At 60.4% G+C, this 20,555-nt stretch carries 14 protein-coding genes and 2 pseudogenes; 8 read left to right on the forward strand and 8 right to left on the reverse strand.

Going from position 1 to position 20,555, the window contains the following annotated elements:
* Window positions 1-39: 39 nt before the first annotated feature.
* The 5 genes from BVK86_RS03500 to tpx form a co-directional block, all read right to left on the reverse strand.
* On the reverse strand, window positions 40-1,503 hold the full coding sequence (locus BVK86_RS03500) for an efflux transporter outer membrane subunit (RefSeq protein ID WP_075945106.1): 1,464 nt from the start codon (window positions 1,501-1,503) through the stop codon (window positions 40-42).
* A complete protein-coding gene (locus tag BVK86_RS03505; RefSeq protein ID WP_075945107.1) occupies window positions 1,500-4,607 on the reverse strand; it encodes an efflux RND transporter permease subunit in 3,108 nt (1,035 codons plus the stop codon). Before BVK86_RS03505 ends, BVK86_RS03500 begins: the two co-directional genes overlap by 4 nt.
* A complete protein-coding gene (locus BVK86_RS03510; RefSeq protein ID WP_075945108.1) occupies window positions 4,604-7,708 on the reverse strand; it encodes an MdtB/MuxB family multidrug efflux RND transporter permease subunit in 3,105 nt (1,034 codons plus the stop codon). The genes BVK86_RS03505 and BVK86_RS03510 overlap by 4 nt, the downstream gene beginning before the upstream one ends.
* On the reverse strand, window positions 7,705-9,018 hold the full coding sequence (locus tag BVK86_RS03515; protein ID WP_075945109.1) for an MdtA/MuxA family multidrug efflux RND transporter periplasmic adaptor subunit: 1,314 nt from the start codon (window positions 9,016-9,018) through the stop codon (window positions 7,705-7,707). The genes BVK86_RS03510 and BVK86_RS03515 overlap by 4 nt, the downstream gene beginning before the upstream one ends.
* 178 nt (window positions 9,019-9,196) lie before the next feature.
* Window positions 9,197-9,697: a thiol peroxidase gene (gene tpx, locus BVK86_RS03520; RefSeq protein ID WP_075945110.1), complete on the reverse strand. Its 501-nt coding sequence runs from the start codon at window positions 9,695-9,697 to the stop codon at window positions 9,197-9,199.
* 263 nt (window positions 9,698-9,960) lie between these two features.
* Between tpx and BVK86_RS03525 the strand changes: the two genes are divergently transcribed.
* The 6 genes and pseudogenes from BVK86_RS03525 to BVK86_RS03550 all read left to right on the forward strand — a co-directional run bounded on the left by BVK86_RS03525 (window position 9,961) and on the right by BVK86_RS03550 (window position 15,811).
* Window positions 9,961-10,386, forward strand: coding sequence for a YciI family protein (locus tag BVK86_RS03525; RefSeq protein WP_075945111.1), 426 nt, complete (start codon window positions 9,961-9,963; stop codon window positions 10,384-10,386).
* A gap of 274 nt (window positions 10,387-10,660) precedes the next feature.
* Window positions 10,661-11,452 (forward strand): hypothetical protein, encoded by a 792-nt coding sequence (locus BVK86_RS03530; RefSeq protein ID WP_075945112.1) that lies wholly within the window; start codon window positions 10,661-10,663, stop codon window positions 11,450-11,452.
* 46 nt (window positions 11,453-11,498) lie between these two features.
* A pseudogene (locus BVK86_RS29015) lies at window positions 11,499-11,657 on the forward strand (DUF1254 domain-containing protein); the annotation flags it as partial.
* A gap of 232 nt (window positions 11,658-11,889) precedes the next feature.
* The gene (locus tag BVK86_RS03540; protein WP_075945113.1) at window positions 11,890-12,918 is read left to right on the forward strand and encodes an HAD family hydrolase; all 1,029 of its coding nucleotides are present in this window, start codon (window positions 11,890-11,892) and stop codon (window positions 12,916-12,918) included.
* Window positions 12,919-12,993: 75 nt separating this feature from the next.
* Window positions 12,994-13,188 (forward strand): annotated as a pseudogene (locus tag BVK86_RS03545) (arylsulfatase); the annotation flags it as partial.
* Window positions 13,189-13,444: 256 nt separating this feature from the next.
* Window positions 13,445-15,811, forward strand: coding sequence for a tetratricopeptide repeat protein (locus BVK86_RS03550; protein WP_075945114.1), 2,367 nt, complete (start codon window positions 13,445-13,447; stop codon window positions 15,809-15,811).
* A gap of 73 nt (window positions 15,812-15,884) precedes the next feature.
* On the opposite strand, the gene BVK86_RS03555 is transcribed toward BVK86_RS03550, so the two are convergent.
* On the reverse strand, window positions 15,885-16,364 hold the full coding sequence (locus tag BVK86_RS03555) for a DUF934 domain-containing protein (RefSeq protein ID WP_075945115.1): 480 nt from the start codon (window positions 16,362-16,364) through the stop codon (window positions 15,885-15,887).
* A complete protein-coding gene (locus tag BVK86_RS03560; protein ID WP_075945116.1) occupies window positions 16,361-18,034 on the reverse strand; it encodes a nitrite/sulfite reductase in 1,674 nt (557 codons plus the stop codon). Before BVK86_RS03560 ends, BVK86_RS03555 begins: the two co-directional genes overlap by 4 nt.
* 256 nt (window positions 18,035-18,290) lie before the next feature.
* Between BVK86_RS03560 and ccoN the strand changes: the two genes are divergently transcribed.
* Both ccoN and BVK86_RS03575 read left to right on the forward strand, forming a co-directional pair.
* Window positions 18,291-19,718 (forward strand): cytochrome-c oxidase, cbb3-type subunit I, encoded by a 1,428-nt coding sequence (gene ccoN, locus BVK86_RS03570; protein ID WP_075945117.1) that lies wholly within the window; start codon window positions 18,291-18,293, stop codon window positions 19,716-19,718.
* The gene (locus BVK86_RS03575; protein ID WP_075945118.1) at window positions 19,718-19,939 is read left to right on the forward strand and encodes a hypothetical protein; all 222 of its coding nucleotides are present in this window, start codon (window positions 19,718-19,720) and stop codon (window positions 19,937-19,939) included. The genes ccoN and BVK86_RS03575 overlap by 1 nt, the downstream gene beginning before the upstream one ends.
* A gap of 54 nt (window positions 19,940-19,993) precedes the next feature.
* Here the strand turns inward: BVK86_RS03575 and BVK86_RS03580 are convergent, their stop codons facing one another.
* Entirely contained in the window at window positions 19,994-20,488 is a 495-nt protein-coding gene (locus BVK86_RS03580) for a hypothetical protein (RefSeq protein ID WP_075945119.1), read from the reverse strand.
* Between the last annotated feature and the right edge of the window lie 67 nt (window positions 20,489-20,555).

The raw sequence follows: 20,555 nt of genomic DNA on the forward strand, positions 1-20,555 counted from the left end.
AAAACGCTCTAAAACGGTGGATTCGCCCCCGTACTGTCCCTACAACTGTCCGTCCCAACCACCGCCCAGTGCGGCAATCAACTGCACGCTGGCGATCAAGCGGCTCTGCATCAGATCCAGGGTGCTGCGCTCATTGTTCAAGGCCGCCGCTTGAACGACCACTACATCGAGATAGGCGATCACACCGGCCTTGTACTGATTCTGGGTCAAGCGCAACGACTCGCGCGCGGCATCCAGTGCCTGTTGCCGCACCACGGCCTCGTCCTGCAACACCTTGAGCTGCACCAGATAGTTTTCCACTTCGCGAAACCCATCGAGCACGGTCTGGCGGTACTTGGCCACGGTCTCGTCGTAGGCCGCTTCACTGCGGTCCACTTCGGCCGAGCGTTGCCCCCCATCGAACAAGGTCATGGCCAGTTGCGGCCCCACCGACCAGAATCGGTTCGGTACGCTGAACAGGTCTTTGGAGGTGCTACTGCTGTATCCGCCGTTCAAACTCAGGGTCAGGTCCGGGTAGTACGCGGCCTTGGCCACGCCGATGTTGGCGTTGGCGGCGATCACCGAGCGTTCAGCCGAGGCAATGTCCGGTCGCCGCTCCAGCAGTTGCGAAGGCAGGCTCAATGGCACCTCGGGCAATTGCGGAATGTTCCTGGTCTCTGCCAGGCTGAATTGCGCCGGCGGCAAGCCGATCAGCACGGCAATGGCGTTTTCGAACTGGGCGCGCTGCCAGATCAGGTCGACCATGTCCGCTTCGGTGCCCTTGAGCTGCGTCTGCGCCTGGGCCACCGCGTCCTTGCCGGACACACCGGCACGGTATTGGTTTTCGGTCATTTTCAGCGAACGTTGGTACGCCTCGACCGTCGCCTCCAATAGCCGCTTTTGCTCGTCGATCACCCGCAATTGCAGGTAGTTCTGCACCAGTTCCGACTGCTGGCTCAAGCGCATCGCCGCCAGATCGGCAAAGCTGGCCTGGGCATTCGCGGTGTCGGCTTCAAGGCCCCGGCGCAGTTTGCCCCAGACGTCCGCTTCCCAACTGACCCCGGCCTGAGCCGTGTAGGTGTCACGAATGCCGCTGGAAGAACTGGTCAGGCTGGAACTGCTGCTGCCTGTGCCCTGGCTGGAGCGGTTTTTGCCCAGGGTCAGGTCCACCGTGGGGAAAAACGCGCCCCGGGCACTGCGCACCAGCGCTTGGGCCTGACGGTATTGCGCTTCGGACTGGGCGACGGTCTGATTGGAACTGTTGAGCTTTTCGATCAGGCCATTGAGTTGCTGATCGCCATACAGTTCCCACCACGCACCGCGGGCCAGGGCGTCGCTTGGACTGGCCTGACGCCAACCCGCCGCTTCCTTGTACTGCGCAGGTTCCGCCGTTTGCGGGCGCTGGTAATCCGGGCCGATGGCGCAGGCGCTAAGCAGAACTGCGCACAGCGACAGGCTCAACAACCGCGAGCCTCGGGCGGTGATCAGCGGTGTAGCCAGGTTGAACAGCGAACGGTCAGTCATAGCGGAGTTTCCAGAGCAGCATCGGTACGTACCCCACGCCAGCGGTTGAAGCGGTGGCGCAGTTTGTCGAGATAGAGGTAAACCACCGGGGTGGTGTAAAGGGTCAGCACCTGGCTGAAGATCAACCCGCCAATGATGGTCAGGCCCAGCGGCTGGCGCATTTCCGCCCCTTCGGCGCGCCCCAGCAGCAACGGCAACGCGCCAAGGATCGCCGCCAGGGTCGTCATCAGGATCGGCCGCAAACGTTGCAAACAGGCGTTGCGAATCGACTCCAGTGGCGCCATGCCTTGACGACGCTCCAGTTGCAGCGCGAGGTCGATCATCAGAATCGCGTTTTTCTTCACCACGCCGATCAGCAGGAACAGCCCCAACAGTGAAATCAGGCTGAACTCGCCCCCCAACGCGTAGATCGACAACAACGCGCCCACCCCCGCCGATGGCAACGTGGACAGAATCGTCAGCGGGTGAATATAGCTTTCATACAGCACGCCAAGCACCAGATACACCGCCACCAGCGCACCCAGGATCATCCATGGCTGGCTCTTCTGGGTGGCGGCAAAGGCATCGGCAGTACCGGCCATTTTCGCGATGACGTCTTCCGGCAGTCCCACCGAGGCAATGGCCCGCTCGATGGCGGCGCTGCCCTGCTCCACAGTCACGCCTTCGGCCATGTCGAAGGCAATGCTTTCCGAGGCGAACTGGCCTTCGTGGCTGACGCGATCGTCTTCCAGGCTGTTTTCGTAACGGGCGATGGTCGACAACGGAATCCGCGCGCCATCGGCAGTGATTACCTGCACCTGCTTGAGGGTGATCGGGTCCTGGGCGTATTTCGGATTGACCTCCATCACCACCTTATACTGGTTGAGGCTGTCGTAGATGGTCGAAATCTGCCGTTGGCTGTAGGCGTTGTTCAGCACCGCCGTGACCATGTCCATGTCCACACCCAGGCGTTTGGCCTGGTCGCGGTCGACGATCAGCGTCACTTGCTGCGCACCCCGGCCTTCGCGGGCGTCAATGGCGGTCAGTTCCGGCAACGCCTTGAGCGCGGTCACGACTTTCGGGTACCACTCGCGCAGCGAGCCGAGGTCGCCACTTTGCAGAATGTAGGAAAACTGCGACGTCGTTTGCTCGCGGCCGCCACCGAACTGCAAATCCTGGTCAGCCATCAGCATCAGTTGCGCGCCGGCGACCTTGGGCATTTCCTTGCGCAGGCGTTCGATGACCTTTTGCGCGGAAATACTGCGGTCCTTGATCGGCTTGAGGCGCACCAGCATGAAGGCGTTGTTGGTGCCGTTGGTGCCGCCGATGAAACCGGCCACGCTTTCAACGGCTGCGTCCTTGAGCACGGCGCGGCGGAAAATTTCCATTTTCGGCTGCATCACGCTGAACGACAGGCCGTCGTCACCGCGCACGAAACCGATCAGTTGGCCGGTATCCTGCTGCGGAAGAAATGTTTTGGGAACAACCACATACAGCGCAATGTTCACACCAATTGTCACAAATAGGCTGAGCAACGTCAGGCGTCTGTGGCGCAGTACCCAATCAAGGCTCGTCGCGTACTTTCCGACCATCCACTCGTTCGCCCGCTGGCTCCAGCGTTGCAGGCGGTTTTCCTGGCCAGGCGTATGCGGCGTCAACCAGCGCGCGCAAAGCATCGGGGTCAAGGTCAGGGAAACGATCAGCGACACCACGATGGACGCTGCCAACGTGATGGAAAACTCGCGGAACAGGCTTTCGATGATCCCGCCCATGAACAGGATCGACAGGAACACCGCCACCAGCGACACGTTCATCGACAGCAAGGTGAAGCCGACTTCCTGCGCGCCCAGATACGCCGCTTTCATGGGGCGCATGCCCGCGTCGATGTGTCGGGAAATGTTTTCCAGCACCACGATGGCGTCGTCCACCACCAACCCGGTGGCCAGAATCAGCGCCATCAGCGACAGGTTGTTGAGGGAAAACCCGTACAGGTACATCACGGCAAAGGTGCCGACCAGCGACACCGGCACCGCCAGTGTCGGAATCAGCGAGGCGCGGAAGTTACCGAGGAACAGGAACACCACCAGAATCACCAGGGCCACGGCGATCAGCAGGGTCATTTCCGCTTCGTGCAAGGTGGCCTTGATCACCGGCGAACGGTCCATGGCCAGGTTCAGTTTGACGCTGGCCGGCAGCACGGCTTGCAGCGCCGGCAACTGGGCCTTGATCTCGTTGACCGTCTCGATGATGTTGGCACCGGCCTGACGGTTGATCACCAGCAGCACCGCCGCGTCATTGTTGAAGAACCCGCTGTTGTAGCGGTCCTCGACACCGTCGCTGACCTTGGCCACATCCTTCAGGCGCAGGGCCGCGCCGTCCGCGTAGTGGATGATCAGCGATTCGTAATCCTTGGCTTTCTCCAACTGGTCGTTGGCCTGCACCTGCCAGAGGCGCTGGCCATCCTCCACCGAGCCCTTGGGCCGGCGCACGTTGGCATTGGCGATGGTTTTGCGCACATCGTCCAGGGCCACGCCGTACTGGTTCAGCGCCTGCGGCTCGAGTTCGATCCGCACTGCCGGCAGGGAGCTGCCGCCGATCTGCACTTCGCCGACGCCCTGCACTTGCGACAGGCTCTGGGACAGAATGGTCGAAGCCAGGTCATACAACTGGCCCTTCTCAAGGACGTCCGAGGTCAGCGACAGCACCATGATCGGCGCCTGGGACGGGTTGACCTTTTTGTACGTCGGCATGCTGCGCATACCGCTGGGCAACAGGTTACGCGAGGCGTTGATCGCCGCTTGCACCTCCCGCGCCGCGCCATTGATGTCGCGGTCCAGGTCGAATTGCAGGATCACCCGCGTCGAGCCCTGGCTGGAGCGACTGCTCATGGTGTTGACCCCGGCGATGGCGCCGAAGGAACGCTCCAGCGGTGTGGCCACGGTCGATGCCATGACCTCCGGGCTGGCACCGGGCAAGCTGGCTTGCACCACGATCACCGGGAAGTCCATTTGCGGCAACGGCGATACCGGCAGCAAGCCAAAGCTCACGCCGCCCAGCAGCATGATCGCCAGGCTGAGCAACATGGTTGCTACGGGGCGCTTGATGAAAGGACCGGAGAGGTTCATGGCTGCTCTGCCGCTTCCACCGGCTCAGGCTTGCGGCCCCAGCGCCGACCCAGACGGTCGAAATACAGGTAGATCACCGGGGTGGTGAACAGCGTCAGCACCTGGCTCAGCAACAGCCCGCCCACCATGACCAGACCCAGCGGCTGGCGCAGTTCCGCGCCGGAACCGGTGGCGAGCATCAACGGCACGGCACCGAACAGCGCCGCAAGTGTCGTCATCAGGATCGGCCGGAAACGCAGCAGCGCCGCCTGATAAATCGCCGTTTCCGGGTCCATGCCCTGATTGCGCTCGGCATCGAGGGCGAAGTCGATCATCATGATCGCGTTCTTCTTGACGATACCGATCAGCAGGATGATGCCGATGATCGCGATCATGCCCAGGTCATTGCCGCTGAGGATCAGCGCCAGCAAGGCGCCCACCGCTGCCGAGGGCAAGGTCGAGAGAATGGTGATCGGGTGGATATAGCTCTCGTAGAGCACACCCAGCACGATGTACATGGTCACCACCGCCGCCAGAATCAGCAGCAGCGTGCTCGACAACGACGCCTGGAACGCCTCGGCCGCGCCCTGGAACTGGGTCTGCACGCCAATTGGCATGCCGATGTCCTTTTGCACCTGCTCGATGATCTCGACCGCATGCCCCAACGCCACGCCGGGCGCGAGGTTGAACGACATCATTACCGCGGGGAACTGACCGATGTGGGTAATCGCCAGTTGCGCCTGCCGCTCTTCGATACGCGCCAGGCTGGACAGGCGCACCTGCCCGCCATCGGTGGTCTTGACGTGGATCTGGTCAAGCGCCTGCGGGCCGATTTTCTCGCCGGATTGCGATTGCAGCACCACGCGATACTGGCTGGCCTGGGTGTAGATCGTGGAAATCTGCCGTTGACCAAAGGCGTCATACAGCGCGTCGGTGATGTTCGACACCGACACCCCGAGCCGCGACGCCGCGTCACGATCGATCACCAGATAGACCTGCAAGCCCTTGTCCTGCAAATCGCTGGCGACGTCGGTCAGCTCTGGCTGTTGCGCCAACGCCTCGACCAGACGCCCGCTCCACAGGCTGAGCAATTCGGAGTCCGGCGACGACATGCTGAACTGGTACTGCGTGCGGCTGACCCGGTCCTCGATGGTCAGGTCTTGCACCGGCTGCATGAACAGACGGATACCGACCAGTTTGTCGAGTTCAGGCTGCAGACGCGCAATCACTTCGGTCGCGCTCAGGTCGCGATCGCTATGGGCCTTGAGGTTGATCAGCAAGCGGCCGCTGTTGAGTGTCGAGTTGTCGCCATCGACACCAATGTAGGACGACAGGCTCTCGACCGCCGGATCGGCAAGGATGACCTTGGCCAGTTCTTGCTGACGCTCACTCATTGCCGCAAAGGAAATGGACTGCGGTGCCTCGGAAATGCCCTGGATCACGCCCGTGTCCTGCACCGGGAAAAAGCCCTTGGGCACCACCATGTACAAGAACACCGTCAACGCCAGTGTGCCGATGGCCACCATCAGCGTCAGCGGCTGGTGCTTGAGCACCCACTGCAACTTGCGCCCGTACGCTGCGATCATCCAGTCGATCGCGGCGCCGCTGGCCCGGTAGAAACGGCCTTGTTCCTCTTCCTTGGGTTCGCGCTTGAGCAGACGCGCGCACATCATCGGCGTCAGGGTCAGGGACACCACCAGCGAAATCAGAATCGCCACCGCCAGGGTAATGGCGAACTCGCGGAACAAGCGCCCAACCACATCGGCCATGAACAGCAGCGGGATCAGTACGGCGATCAGCGACAGGGTCAGGGAGATCAGGGTGAAACCGATCTGCTTGGCGCCCTTGAGCGCAGCATTCAGCGGGCTGTCACCCTCTTCGATGAAGCGGGAAATGTTTTCCAGCATGACGATTGCATCGTCCACCACAAAACCGGTGGCGATGGTCAGGGCCATCAGGGTCAGGTTATTGACCGAGAACCCCGCCAGATACATCACGCCGAAGGTGCCGATCAGCGACAGCGGCACGGCCACCGACGGAATGATCGTCGCGCTGGCCCGACGCAGGAACAGGAACGTGACCATGACCACCAGCACAATGGCGATCAACAGTTCGTGTTGCACGTCCTTGACCGAGGCACGAATGGTCTGGGTGCGGTCTGTGAGTACGACTACATCGAGGCCGGCCGGGAGGTTGTCGGTGATGCTCGGCAGCAAGGCCTTGATCCGGTCGACTACTTCGATGACGTTGGCACCGGGCTGACGCTGGATGTTCAACAGCACGGCCTGGTTTTCGTTGGCCCACGCGGCCAGACGCTCGTTTTCCGCGCCGTCGACGATTTCTGCCACATCCTTGAGGCGCAGCGGCGCACCGTTGGCGTAGGCCAGGATCAGGTTGGCGTAATCCTTGGGCGAGGTCAGCTGATCGTTGGCATCGAGCATCGACACCCGGGTCGGACCGTCGAAGTTGCCCTTGGGCTGGTTGACGTTGGAAGCCGCAATCAAGGTGCGCACGTCCGACAGGTTCAGACCGTTGGCCGCCAGGGCTTCGGGATTGACCTTGATCCGCACTGCCTGACGCTGTCCACCGGCAATGCTGACCATGCCGACGCCGCTGATCTGGGCAATTTTTTGCGCCATGCGGGTATCGACCAGGTCATTGAGCTTGGGCAACAGCATGGTCTTGGAAGTGATGGCCAGGGTCAGCACCGGCGTGTCGGCCGGGTTGACCTTGTTGTACACCGGCGGTGCCGGCAGGTCCGTGGGCAGCAGGTTGGTGGCCGCATTGATTGCCGCCTGCACCTGCTGCTCGGCCACGTCCATGTTGATATCGAGGCTGAAACGCAGGGTCAGCACCGACGCACCGCCGGAACTGGTGGAAGCCATTTGCGTCAGCCCGGGCATTTGCCCGAATTGTCGTTCAAGCGGTGCGGTCACGGCGCTGGTCATGACATCCGGGCTGGCGCCGGGATACAGCGTCATGACGCGAATGGTCGGGTAATCGACCTGAGGCAAGGCCGACACAGGCAGCAACCGATAAGCGATCACGCCGGCCAGGATAATGGCCAGCATGCTCAAGGTCGTCGCTACCGGACGAAGGATGAACAGCCGCGAGAGATTCATGCGCCGCCCTTTTTCGCCTTGTCGGCGGGTGCCGGCTCAGGGGTGGCCGCGGATTTGCCCTGTAGATGGCCAGCCGGGTTGGTCGGCACTTGCTGCGGATCGTTGACCACTTCCACGTCGCTGCCATCTTTCAAACGGTCAGTGCCTTCCAGCACGACACGATCACCGGCCGCCAGGCCTTCGGTGACCACGGTGTTCTCACCGTCGCTGGCACCGATTTTCAACTGGCGGATCTTGACCTTCTTGTCGCCGTCCAGGGCATAGACGAACGTGCCGTTGGTGCCGAACTGAATCGCGGCGGACGGTGCGAGTACTACGCCTTTGAGGGTGTCGGCCAGCAGGCGCACATTGACGAACTGGTTGGGAAACAGTGCCTGGTCGCGATTGTCGTAACGGGCCTTGAACTTCAGGGTGCCGGTGGTGACATCAATCTGGTTGTCCAGGCTCTGCAGCACGCCGGTGGCTTGCAGTTTGGTATCGCCGCGATCCCACGCTTCGGCGGGCAGCCTGGCGCCGCTGCGATAACGGGCCAGCACCACGTCGAGGCTGTTTTCCGGCAAAGTGAAGGCCACGCTGATCGGTTGCGTCTGGGTAATGATCGCCAGCGCGGTGGTGTCGTTGGCGGCCACCAGGTTACCGACGTCGAGTTGACGCAGGCCGACGCGTCCGGCGATGGGCGCGCGGATGCGGGTGAATTCAAGATTGAGCTTGGCGTCGTTGACCGCCGCCTGATTGGTCTTGACCGTGCCCTGGTACTGACCGACCAGTGCTTCGGCGGTGTCCAGGGTCTGCTTGGCGATGCTGTCTTCGCGGTACAGGCCGCGATAGCGCTCGACGTCGACCTGGGCGTTCTTCAGTTGCGCCTGGTTCTGCAGCAACGTGCCTTCGGCCTGGAGCAAGGCGTTCTGGTAGGGGCGCGGGTCAATCTCGGCCAGCAGATCGCCCGCTTTGACCATCTGCCCTTCCTCGAAATGGATCTTGACCAGTTCACCGCCCACGCGGCTGCGCACATTGATGGTATTGAGCGCGGTGACCGTGCCCAGCGCCTTGTAATACAGCGGGAAGTCACCCGTGACTGCCGGCGCCACACGCACCGGAACCGGCCCGGAAGCGCCACCGAAACCCGGCCGCATGCCGCCCGACCGTCCCGTGTGCCCGGCCACGGCTTTCTGCCCCGCACCCTCTTTGGGCGCAGCGCTGCCGGGCCAGAATTTCCAGCACAGGCCAGCGATGACCAGCAGGACTAGCAGGCCGAACAGCCAGCGACGAGGACTACGGGGAGCAGAGGATTGCATTGAGTGATCAACCATTGGGCGCGTGGGCTTGTTTTACATGAGGCTGAACGATAAGCACTGGCGGGTCTTAAGCAAAGCGCCTTTACCGGCAATTTACCTTCGGCTTACGTAACAGGAGATTTATCCAAGACACTGAAACACAAATGAAAACGGCCTGGACAGGGCCAGGCCGTTAAACTTTGTAAAGGTATGCTTATTTCAGTACAGCAAGGGCCGCTTCGTAGTTCGGTTCTTCAGCGATTTCCTTGACCAGTTCGCTGTGCAGCACGTTATCGTTCTCGTCCAGTACCACCACGGCACGGGCGGTCAGGCCTTTGAGCGGGCCGTCAGCGATGGCTACGCCGTAGTTTTCGATGAACTCGGCACCGCGCAGGGTCGACAGGTTCTGGACGTTTTCCAGGCCTTCGGCACCGCAGAAACGCGCCTGGGCGAACGGAAGGTCAGCGGAGATGCACAACACCACGGTGTTGCTGATGTCGTTGGCCTGGGCGTTGAACTTGCGCACGGAGGTGGCGCAGGTCGGGGTGTCAACGCTTGGGAAGATGTTCAGCACTTTGCGCTTGCCGGCAAAATCTTTCAGGGTGACGTCGGACAGATTGCCGGCGACCAGGGAAAAGGCTGGCGCCTTGGAACCGGCTTGAGGCAGTTGACCGTTGACTTGAACCGGATTGCCTTTAAGAGTGACTTGAGCCATGAACGGAGTCCTTCTGAACGTTGTGGTGGAGAATTTGACGAGGCCGAAGTTAACCACGAAATTGTCCGTCGACCTACCCCGAAAACAAATCTTCCAGACACCGCCAACCCCTGTGGGAGCGAACCTGCTCGCGATAGCGACTTATCAGTCACCGCGATGGAAAATGTACTACAGCTGGTCTAAAAATTTTTGCGATTGCTGTCGATCCAGGCGAGCGTCATTCGACTAGAACTGAATTATTCAAATCCAGCGGAGAGACCACCATGCGCTTCATGATCATCATTAAAGCAAGCAAAGACTCCGAAGCCGGCATCATGCCCAGCCAGGAACTGCTGACCGCCATGGGCAACTACAACGAAGAACTGGCCAAGGCCGGCATCCTCGTCGCGGGCGAAGGCCTGCACCCCAGCAGCAAGGGCGCCCGTGTGCGCTTCGCCGGCGATAAACGCACGGTGACCGACGGCCCCTTCGCCGAAACCAAGGAACTGATCGCCGGTTTCTGGCTATGGCAGGTGAAGTCGAAAGAAGAAGCCATCGAATGGGTCAAGCGTTGCCCCAATCCGATGCCGGGCACCGAGGCCGAGATCGAAATCCGTCAGGTCTTTGAAATGGAGGATTTCGGCGAGGAACTGACACCGGAGTTACGCGAGCAAGAAGAACGGGCGTTTGGGCAATCGCGCAAACACTGACAATCGAGTCGCAGCTGATCGCCCCATCCACAGTGTGGGGCGATTAAACGGTTGCTTTGACATACGAAACCACCGTTGCACTTAACTTTTTAGTACACAAAATTGCGGAGCTTTTGCAGACAAAACCAAGCAATTAATCACTTCGGCTGGATAAACGGAGGTTAACTGCTAGCGTCAACAAGACGTGTCCTACCGCCTTGATAGCAAAGAGATTGCGTCGTAACGGCCGGCAAGTGCCAGGTTGAGCAATGAGTCACCAAGGAACCGGGGAATCATGTCGAACACATTGTGGAAGCACACCTTTCTACTGGTCACCTTGCTTGTGCCTTTCAGTCTCGCAAGCGCGGATGACGCCGAGACCGCCAACAAAAGCAACAACCCGCTGAACATCGCGCCGGGGATGAGTCTGCAGGACTACTACACGCCGAAGTACTACGACTCCAATATCCACAGCAATGACGTGCTGGTGCGCGGCACCCTGCCGATTGCGCCCAACGACTTCATTGGCGTGCCGCAGTTGATACGCGTCACTGCGCCGATCAGCACTCGTCCCGATCCGAACAGCGGCTACAGCACCGGTGAAGGCGATCTGAACCTGTTCGATATCTTCCTGCTCAAGACCGAAGGCGTGCAGTTGGGCGTCGGCCCGATGATCACCGCGCCGACCGCCGATCAGGACGAGTTGGGCACCGGTAAATGGCAAGGTGGCCTGGCTGCCGTAGCCATCGACGCCTCTCCCCGTGGCCTGCTGGGGGCGTTGGTGCAGTACCAGAGTTCCTTTGCAGGTGACAGCGACCGGCCTCACGTCAAAAGCGCAACCATGCAGCCTTTCATCATCCACAACCTGGACAAAGGCTGGTATCTGCGCTCGACCGGCACCTGGACCTTCGACCTGAAAAACGACACCCACTACATCCCCCTCGGCTTGGGGGGCGGCAAAGTGTGGAAATCCGGGTCAAATATCCTCAATGCCTTCATCGAGCCGCAGTGGACCGTCGATCACAAGGGGGATGACCTGCCGAAGTTCACGGTATACGTCGGCATCAACGCCACCTTCGGTAAATAAGGACTTTTCAATGCACATTGCCATTCGCACTGCTGCTTTCGGTTTGATGACGATGTTCGTCAGTTGTGGCGTGGGTGCTGACTTCAGCGCCAAAGACCCCGCGTTCGTCACGCCCAACGCCGACACACCCTACTCTTTCGTCTGGATGAACTTGCGCACCAAGCCGCTGGTGCTGACTCTGCCGCCGATCGAATAGCACCGTTATTAATCGATGCAACTGATCGACGCCTATACGCAGAACTTCGCCCACCTGGGCACCCGCAGGCCCGCGCCTGCAAGCAGTGTTGCGGGCCTGTTACGGCCGCGAGCCGACCAAAGATCAGGCAATGCACCAACTCAAGGAATTCTTGACTACGCTGCATAGTCAGGCCGAACAGAACAAAGAGTCAGTCGCTCTCGCACTGCGGCTACTCAACCCCGTTCGAGAAGGATTTCCCATGACGAATCCGATAGCGCACCGCCAGCTCCACGGGTTAAAGCTGCTACTTGCGTTGGTCCTGAGCCTGCCACTGCTGGTTCAGGCCGCCGAGCCACTGCCATCCTGGAACGACGGCCCATCGAAAAAGAACATCATAGAGTTCGTCCAGGCCGTGACCGATCAAAGCAGCAAGGACTTCGTCAAACCCGAGCACCGCATCGCCGTGTTCGATAACGACGGCACCTTGTGGAGCGAGCAACCGATGTACTTCGAATTGCTGTTTGCCCTGGAAGAGGTCAAGCGCACCGCGCCACAACACCCGGAATGGAAAACCACCCAGCCGTTCCAGGCCGTGCTGGAAAACGATCACAAGGCCCTCGCCGCCAGCGGCCTCGACGGCATGCTGAAAATCTTCGGTGCGACCCATACCGGCATGACCACCGAAGCCTTCGACGACTACGCCAAGACCTGGCTGAGCCAGGCTCGCCACCCAAAAACCGGCAAGCCCTACACCGAGATGATCTTCCAGCCGATGCTGGAAATGCTCGACTACCTGCGCAGCCAGAACTTCAAGACCTACATCGTTTCCGGAGGTGATACCGGCTTCATGCGCGCCTTTGCCGAAAAAGTCTATGGCATCCCGCCCGAGCAGGTGATCGGCACCACGTTTGTCACTTCGTTTGAATACAAGGATGGCAAGGCGTCGATCCTGCGCACGCCGAAACTGGCGCACAACGACGATGGCCCGGGCAAGCCGGTCAGCATCGACGCGGTGATTGGCCGTCGGCCGATTCTCGCCTTCGGCAATTCCGATGGCGATCTGCAAATGCTGCAGTGGACCGCCGCCGGGCCGGGCAAACGCTTCATGGGCCTGGTGCATCACACCGATGCCAAACGCGAATGGGCCTATGACCGCCAATCGCAGTTCGGCCGTCTGGACAAAGCCCTGGACGAAGCAAACAAACGTGGCTGGACCGTCGTCGACATGGCCGCCGAATGGCGCCGGATCTATCCGTTCGATGCCTTCACAACCGGGCAAGTGCAATAAGAAAGCGTGACGCAGGACTGCAATAAACGTTTGTCGTATTCAAGCGACGCCAATGCGCAAAAAGAAGCAAGTCTTATGACTCGCATACGCAAGTGGCTACCCAAACTCGCCCTGATCGCGACGTCGGTGATGGCAATTTCGGCCACGGCGGGGGCTGCCGATAAACCCAACACTCTCGTGATTTTTGGCGACGACATCCGCCAGACCAACATCAGTGCCTACTCCATGGGCGTGGTCGGCTACAAAACGCCGAACAGGAGCCGGAGCGCCTGCATGCCTATGACGGTGATCGCGAGGCCTGGAGCCGGGATATTCGCGAAGTGATGCGCGGGGATGGCGGGAATCCGTATTTCCGGTGGTTTGTCGGGGAATAATTCGGCGTCTTGCAGGCCGCTATCGCCGGCAAGCCAGCGATGGGGCCAGCAGTATCATCACCATCATTTGACACACGCCGGCCTACCGGCAAAGCTGCACCGAGCATTAACGCGCGCCTGACGGCAAACGCAACTGGACTACGGAAGTCGTAATGCCGAAAGATAAGAATAAAGCGGCAAACCCAAACCCTGATTCGCAACCCTCTCTGATCAGTCGCTATCTGTTCCCCGTCACCATCGGCTTCCTGCTGCTGGCTGTCGCCGGTATCGGCTGGTTTCTGCTCGGCGGCAACCCTGCGCCGACGCCGTATTCGCCCGTCAGCACGCCCACCGTGCAACCTGTCAAACCGCAACCCAAACCGGTGGCCATGGCGCCGGCAACAATGGTCGACGAGCAGCAATGCCAAGGCTGCCACAGTGCCCAGGTCAAGGATTGGCAAGGCTCCCATCACCAATTGGCGATGCAGGCAGCCACCGCCGACACCCTGCTCGGCGACTTCAACAACGTCACCTTCAAGGCGGAAAACGAAACCACCCGTTTCTCGCGCAAGGACGACGGCTTCTGGGTCAATACCCCCGGCATCGATGGCAAGAACGCCGACTTCAAAGTCGCCTACACCTTTGGCATCGCACCGTTGCAGCAGTATTTGATCGAGGTCGGTGAAGGCCGTTTGCAAGCCTTGGGCGTGGCCTGGGATACCGAGAAACACCGCTGGTTTCATCTCTATCCAGGCCAGGGCGTAACCTTCAAGGACCCGCTGCACTGGAGCAAACCGAGCCAGAACGCCAATTTCATGTGCGTCGAATGCCACACCACCGGCTATAAACGTAACTTCGATGCGGCAAAAAACACCTTTGACAGTCAATGGAACAGCCTCGGCGTGGGCTGCCAGGCTTGCCACGGTCCGGCGTCCAACCACCTGGAATGGACCGCGAAAAAAACCGACCTGATTCATGCCGGGTTTGCCGTCGACCTCAAGGACAAGAACGCCACCGTCGAGATCGAAACCTGCGCCCGCTGCCACGCCCGACGCGCGCCGCTGGGGGATGGTTTCACCGCCGGCAACCGCCTGATGGATGACTACCTGCCCAGCGTCCTGACCCGCGAACTGTACGCTCTGGACGGAAAAATCAAGGATGAAGTGTTTGAGCACGGCTCCTTCGCCCAAAGCAAGATGTTCGACAAGGGCGTGCGCTGCAGCAATTGCCACAACCCCCACAGCACCGAACTCAAGGCGCCGGGTAACGGCGTCTGCCTGCAATGCCACAACACCGCCGGCAAGAACGCGGTGGAAGGTGTCGACGGCAAGGGCCTGCAAGCGAAAAACTATGATTCCATCGAACACACCCGTCACACCCCGGGCCAACCGGGTTCGCAATGCGTGGATTGCCATATGCCTGGCAAGTTCTACATGGGTAATGACTTCAGGCACGACCACAGCTTCAGCATTCCCAACCCGGAGCGGGCGAAAAAGCTCGGCACACCGGACGCCTGCCTGAGCTGCCACCAGGGCAAGGCCGGGGACAAGATCACCGAGCAGTTCAAGCACTGGAACACCGCCAACGCCAGCGCCGTACAAGCCCCACGCTATGACGAAAGCCTGTGGCTGATCCGCAACGGCCAACCCGGTGCCGCGCAAGCCTTGTACGAGCAACTGCAACGCAGCAACCTGCCGGCGATTCAGCGGGCGACCCTGCTGGCCGAGTTGCCGCTGTATCCGAGCGAACAGGCTCTGAAACTGGCGACCAAGGATCTGAGCAACCCAGCGCCACTCGTGCGTGAAAGCGCCGTCCGGGCGATCAGCGCGTTCCTGCCGCCGCCGGAGCGCGCAGCCCTGTTGTCGCCGTTACTCAATGACCCTGTGAAAGCCGTGCGCATTGCCGCCGCCCGCGATCTGCTCAGTGTCGCGCGTACGGGTCTGGGCAGCGCTCAGGACAGCTGGAACGCCGCCATCGGTGAGTACGAAACGGTGCAAAAAAGCCTCGCCGAACGCGCCGAAGCCAATCTCAATCTGGCCATGCTGTATCAGGCCAGCGGGCGCAGCGGCGAAGTCGAGGGGTTGCTGCGCACGGCGCTCAAACGTGATCCGGATTTCTACCCGGCGCTGGTAACGCTGGTGCAATGGCTGGAGGCCAATGGTCGCAGCCAGGAAGCGCAGGCGTTACTGGCTCAAAGCCTGAAAGAACACCCGGATGCCGCTCTCCTGCAACACACTCAGGGTCTGTCGATGGTCCGTGCGGGCAAGGCCGGGCAGGCCATGCCCTACCTGCGCAAAGCCGTGCAACTGGAACCGCAAAACGGTCAATACGGCTACGTGCTGGCGGTAGCACTTCATGACAGCGGCAACGTTGACCAAGCCTGTGAAGAGCTGGAAAGACTGTTGAAAGTACAACCCGCCAACCGCAACGCACGGCTGTCGCTGATCCAGTACTACCTCGACAACGGGCAGGAATCCAAGGCGCAGGTGCTGTTGCAGGGCTGGAAGAAAATGAACATGGGCGATCCGGCGTTGAAATAGTCGCTGGCGGATCCAATGCCCCCTTCGCGGGCTTGCCCGCGATGGCGTCAGTACAGCCAATGAATAGCTCAGATCACCGCCGCCGAAACAGCGGCCGCGGCTCAATCACCGAGCGACCGTACAACACGCTCATACCCGCCAGTCCCTTCAACGCATCTTCCGCGGATTTGTCTTCGCGCACGGCGAAACTGTCGAAACCGCATTGGCGCATGTGGCTGAGCTGATCGCGCAGCACATCGCCGATTGCGCGCAATTCGCCGGTCCAACCCAATCGAGTGCGCAATAGATACGCCTGGCTATAACCGCGACCATCGCGAAAACTCGGGAAATCCAGGGCGATCAAGGGCAGTTGGGCAAACCAGGGTTTGAGGCTTTCCACCTCATCGTCCGGCCCCAGCCATACAGCCTGTTGCTGCGGGTTTTCCAGCCACAGGGTCAGCGGCAGTATCACTGAACCTGCGGGCATCGGTGCTTGCGGTTCGCGCACCAGTGTCCACGGGTCATCCGCGACAATCCGCACCACGCCCTCCTCCAGCCGCAACAGATTGTTCATGCCGACACCTCAAGCACTTTCGGGTAAACCGCTTCCTTGAACGGCTCCAGCCCGATTCGCTGGAAGGCATCGACGAACAGTTCTTCGCTCTCGCGATACCGCACGAACGTGTCGACGATCTGCTCGATCACATCCGGCACTTCGGCGGCGCTGAAGGACGGGCCGATAACCTTGCCCAAGGCGCTGTTCTTGCCCTGGGCGCCACCGAGGGTGATCTGGTACCACTCGCTGCCGTTCTTATCGACCCCCAGAATGCCGATGTTGCCGATGTGGTGGTGACCGCAGGCGTTCATGCAGCCGGAGATGTTAAGGCTGATGTCACCCAGGTCATGCAGATAGTCAAGGTCTTCAAAGCGAGCGGCAATGGCCTGCGCGATGGGAATCGACTTGGCGTTGGCCAGCGCGCAGAAATCACCACCGGGGCAGGCGATGATGTCGGTGAGCAAGCCGACGTTGGCGCTGCCCAGGTTGTGTTGGCAGGCCAGGCGCCAGAGCGCGAACAGGTCGGCCTTGGGCACATCCGGCAGGACGATATTCTGTTCATGGGCAATACGGATTTCACCGAAACCGAAGCGCTCGGACCACTGCGCCACCGCGTCCATTTGCGTGTCGGTGACATCGCCCGGCGGCGCAGATTCGCCCGGCTTGGTCGACAACACAACGCTGACATAACCCGACACTTTGTGCGGCTGCACGTTACGCCGCACCCAACGAGCGAATTCCGGGCTCTCGGCCAGGTGCGTGCCGAAATCAAGGTTGGTGTCGGCCAGCTGACGATAGGGCGGTGCGACGAAGGCACTGGCCACGCGCCGGTATTCGTCTTCAGTCAGTTGCGCCGGGCCGTCCCTGAGGTACTGCCACTCCTCCTCCACTTCCTGGGCGAATGCCTCGATGCCCAGGGCCTTGACCAGAATCTTGATCCGCGCCTTGTACTTGTTGTCCCGCCGACCATGACGGTTGTACACCCGCAGCACCGCCTCGACATACGACAGCAGGTGCTGCCACGGCAAGCCGTCGCGGATTTGCAAACCGAGGATCGGCGTGCGCCCCAGACCTCCGCCGACGATCACCCGCAGCAGCATTTGGCCGTCGTCGCCGGGGTAAAGATAAAGGCCAATATCATGCATCATGATCGCCGCGCGATCCTGCTCGGCTGAGCAGATGGCGATCTTGAACTTGCGCGGCAGGAACAGGAACTCCGGGTTGATGGTCGACCACTGCCGCAGGATTTCCGCCAGCGGACGCGGGTCGATCATTTCATCGGCCGCCACCCCGGCAAAGGCTTCGGTAGTGATGTTACGCACGCAGTTGCCGGACGTCTGGATCGCGTGCATTTCCACTTGGGCCAGGCGTTCAAGGATATCCGGCACCTGGGCCAGCTCGATCCAGTTGAACTGCATGTTCTGCCGGGTGGTGAAGTGGCCATAACCGCGATCGTAGTCCCGGGCGATGCTTGCCAGTGTGCGCATCTGCCGGGCACTCAAGGTGCCGTAGGGAATCGCCACCCGAAGCATGTAGGCGTGCTTTTGCATGTACAGGCCATTTTGCAAGCGCAGCGGCAGGAACTCTTCTTCGCTCAGCTCACCGGCCATGAAGCGCTCAACCTGATCCCGAAACTGCGCAACACGCTCGAACACCAGCGCCCGGTCGTAATCATCGTATTGATACATGGCTCACCTCATCAGAATCAGGCACAAAACCTGTGGGGAATCGGGCTCTGCGGCTCGTTCAGAAAAGCGACTATGCGCCAGTGGTGCAGGACCTTACAGATTCACCTGAATGGATAAAAACCGTATCAGTTCGCGTCAAATCGCCGCATTGATGCACCCAATCTGATCCGCATAAATGAAATATTCCTGAGTCTGTTTTGTTTCCAGTCAGGTTTCTACAGTGCAGCACGACTCTGCAACCGTGGAAGCATTGACCATGAGCACAACAACTATCGGACGGGCCTATAACTACAAGGTCGTCCGCCAATTCATCGTGGCGACCGTGTTCTGGGGCGTCGTGGGGATGGCGATGGGCGTGTGGATCGCCTCGCAACTGGTGTGGCCCGAGATGAACCTCGACCTGCCATGGACCACCTTCGGGCGCCTGCGACCGCTGCACACCAGCCTGGTGATTTTCGGCTTCGCCGGCAGCGCGCAGTTCGCCGCCAGTTACTACGCGGTGCAACGTACCTGCCAGGTGCGGCTGTACTCCGACACCCTCGCCGCCTTCACCTTCTGGGGCTGGCAATCGGTGATCGTGATCATGCTGATCAGCCTGCCGCTGGGTTACACCACCACCAAGGAATACGCCGAGATCGAGTTCACCGGCGCGGTGTGGATGACCGTGGTCTGGGTGGCCTACGCCATCGTGTTCTTCACCACCGTGGTGCAGCGCAAGACCAAGCACATCTACGTCGGCAACTGGTTCTTCGGCGCGTTCATCGTGGTGATCGCCATGCTGCACGTGGTCAATCACCTGTCGATCCCGGTGGACTGGTTCAAGTCCTACCCTGTGTATTCCGGGGCCACCGATGCCATGGTGCAGTGGTGGTACGGGCACAACGCCGTGGGCTTTTTCCTCACCACCGGTTTTCTCGGGATGATGTATTACTTCGTGCCGAAACAGGTGGGGCGGCCGGTGTACTCCTATCGCCTGTCGATCGTGCATTTCTGGGCGCTGATCACCCTGTACATCTGGGCCGGCCCGCACCACCTGCATTACACCGCATTGCCCGACTGGGCACAGTCGCTGGGCATGGCCATGTCGCTGATCCTGCTGGCGCCGAGCTGGGGCGGCATGATCAACGGCATGATGACGCTCTCCGGTGCCTGGCATAAGTTGCGCACCGACCCGATCCTGCGTTTTCTGGTGCTGTCGCTGGCGTTCTACGGCATGTCGACCTTTGAAGGTCCGATGATGGCGATCAAGACCGTCAACGCCCTCTCCCACTACACCGACTGGACCATCGGCCACGTGCACGCCGGGGCCCTGGGTTGGGTGGCGATGATCACCTTTGGCGCGACCTACCACATGGTGCCGAAAGTCTTCGGCCGCGAGCAGATGTACAGCATCGGCCTGATCAACGCGCACTTCTGGCTGGCGACCATCGGCACGGTGTTGTACATCGCCTCGATGTGGGTCAACGGCATCACCCAGGGCCTGATGTGGCGCGCGATCAACGACGACGGCACGTTGACTTACTCCTTCGTCGAAGCCTTGCAAGCCAGCCATCCGGGGTTCGTAGTGCGTTTTACCGGTGGCGTGTTTTTCCTCAGCGGCATGCTGCTGATGGCGTACAACGTCTGGCGAACGGTGCGGGTAGCGGATGTGTCGATGGCCGAACGTGAGGCGCAGATAGCCTGATGACCGAGATCCTGTTGAATATCCTGGGGGTGGTGTTTGTATGGGTCACCATCGAATACTGCTTGCGCCATCAGACGGCTGAAAGCCTGGACGATGCCAGTTTGATTCCGTTTGCCGATGATCCGGAAGTCGCAAAGCGCGTGGAGTTGGCGACGGGCAAGACGGTGAAGGCGGTTGCGCCTGAAGTGCAGAAACCGGGTTGGGGTAACCTCGACATCTGAGGCACCACCGATCACTGTAAGAGCGAGCAGGCTCGCTCCTACAGTGATCTTGTCTCAGCTGCGTTCGCGGGGGATCAGGCTTTGCAGTTGTTGCGCCAAAAAGTTTGCGTCAAACGCGAAGGTGTCCGGGTCTTTCAGGCCATTGGTCTTGCGCCACTGCCAATTCGTGGCGGGCGGCATGCACACCAGCGACACGCTGCCAACCCGTGCCGCGGTAAAGCCCATCACCGCCACGGAAATCTGCCCGCCAACGCCCATCACATCCGGGACAAATTCCACGGGTTTGCCAGCAATGACAATCGACAGCTTTTCAGTCTTGAACGGTGATGTCTCGACCGCCAAGCTCGGCCCTGACACGACATATGCTTCTCGGCTGACCTCCAACAAATGCGGTGACTGCACCGGCTCCAGCCACTGCTGGATCTGATCGAACAATTCACCGATGCGCTTCGCCCATTCGGCCGACTGCGATTCGAACAACTGCTTCTTGTGCGCTTCGCTTTCTGCGTAGTGACGAAGCATCTCGCCCAGTTGCTGTACGTCATCCATTGCGCTGTTCCTATGATTGAAGCCGTGTCGCGGACGCTGAGCATGGCAGATGCGCGTTGCCGACGTA

This window comes from Pseudomonas reinekei, from assembly GCF_001945365.1.
Classification (GTDB): domain Bacteria; phylum Pseudomonadota; class Gammaproteobacteria; order Pseudomonadales; family Pseudomonadaceae; genus Aquipseudomonas; species Aquipseudomonas reinekei.

Bases quoted from the DNA above. Each gene is read 5' to 3' on its own strand.
- BVK86_RS03500 (WP_075945106.1), bottom strand. From the start codon at position 1,503: ATGACTGACCGTTCGCTGTTCAACCTGGCTACACCGCTGATCACCGCC.
- BVK86_RS03505 (WP_075945107.1), bottom strand. From the start codon at position 4,607: ATGAACCTCTCCGGTCCTTTCATCAAGCGCCCCGTAGCAACCATGTTG.
- BVK86_RS03510 (WP_075945108.1), bottom strand. From the start codon at position 7,708: ATGAATCTCTCGCGGCTGTTCATCCTTCGTCCGGTAGCGACGACCTTG.
- BVK86_RS03515 (WP_075945109.1), bottom strand. From the start codon at position 9,018: ATGGTTGATCACTCAATGCAATCCTCTGCTCCCCGTAGTCCTCGTCGC.
- tpx (WP_075945110.1), bottom strand. From the start codon at position 9,697: ATGGCTCAAGTCACTCTTAAAGGCAATCCGGTTCAAGTCAACGGTCAA.
- BVK86_RS03525 (WP_075945111.1), top strand. From the start codon at position 9,961: ATGCGCTTCATGATCATCATTAAAGCAAGCAAAGACTCCGAAGCCGGC.
- BVK86_RS03530 (WP_075945112.1), top strand. From the start codon at position 10,661: ATGTCGAACACATTGTGGAAGCACACCTTTCTACTGGTCACCTTGCTT.
- BVK86_RS03540 (WP_075945113.1), top strand. From the start codon at position 11,890: ATGACGAATCCGATAGCGCACCGCCAGCTCCACGGGTTAAAGCTGCTA.
- BVK86_RS03550 (WP_075945114.1), top strand. From the start codon at position 13,445: ATGCCGAAAGATAAGAATAAAGCGGCAAACCCAAACCCTGATTCGCAA.
- BVK86_RS03555 (WP_075945115.1), bottom strand. From the start codon at position 16,364: ATGAACAATCTGTTGCGGCTGGAGGAGGGCGTGGTGCGGATTGTCGCG.
- BVK86_RS03560 (WP_075945116.1), bottom strand. From the start codon at position 18,034: ATGTATCAATACGATGATTACGACCGGGCGCTGGTGTTCGAGCGTGTT.
- ccoN (WP_075945117.1), top strand. From the start codon at position 18,291: ATGAGCACAACAACTATCGGACGGGCCTATAACTACAAGGTCGTCCGC.
- BVK86_RS03575 (WP_075945118.1), top strand. From the start codon at position 19,718: ATGACCGAGATCCTGTTGAATATCCTGGGGGTGGTGTTTGTATGGGTC.
- BVK86_RS03580 (WP_075945119.1), bottom strand. From the start codon at position 20,488: ATGGATGACGTACAGCAACTGGGCGAGATGCTTCGTCACTACGCAGAA.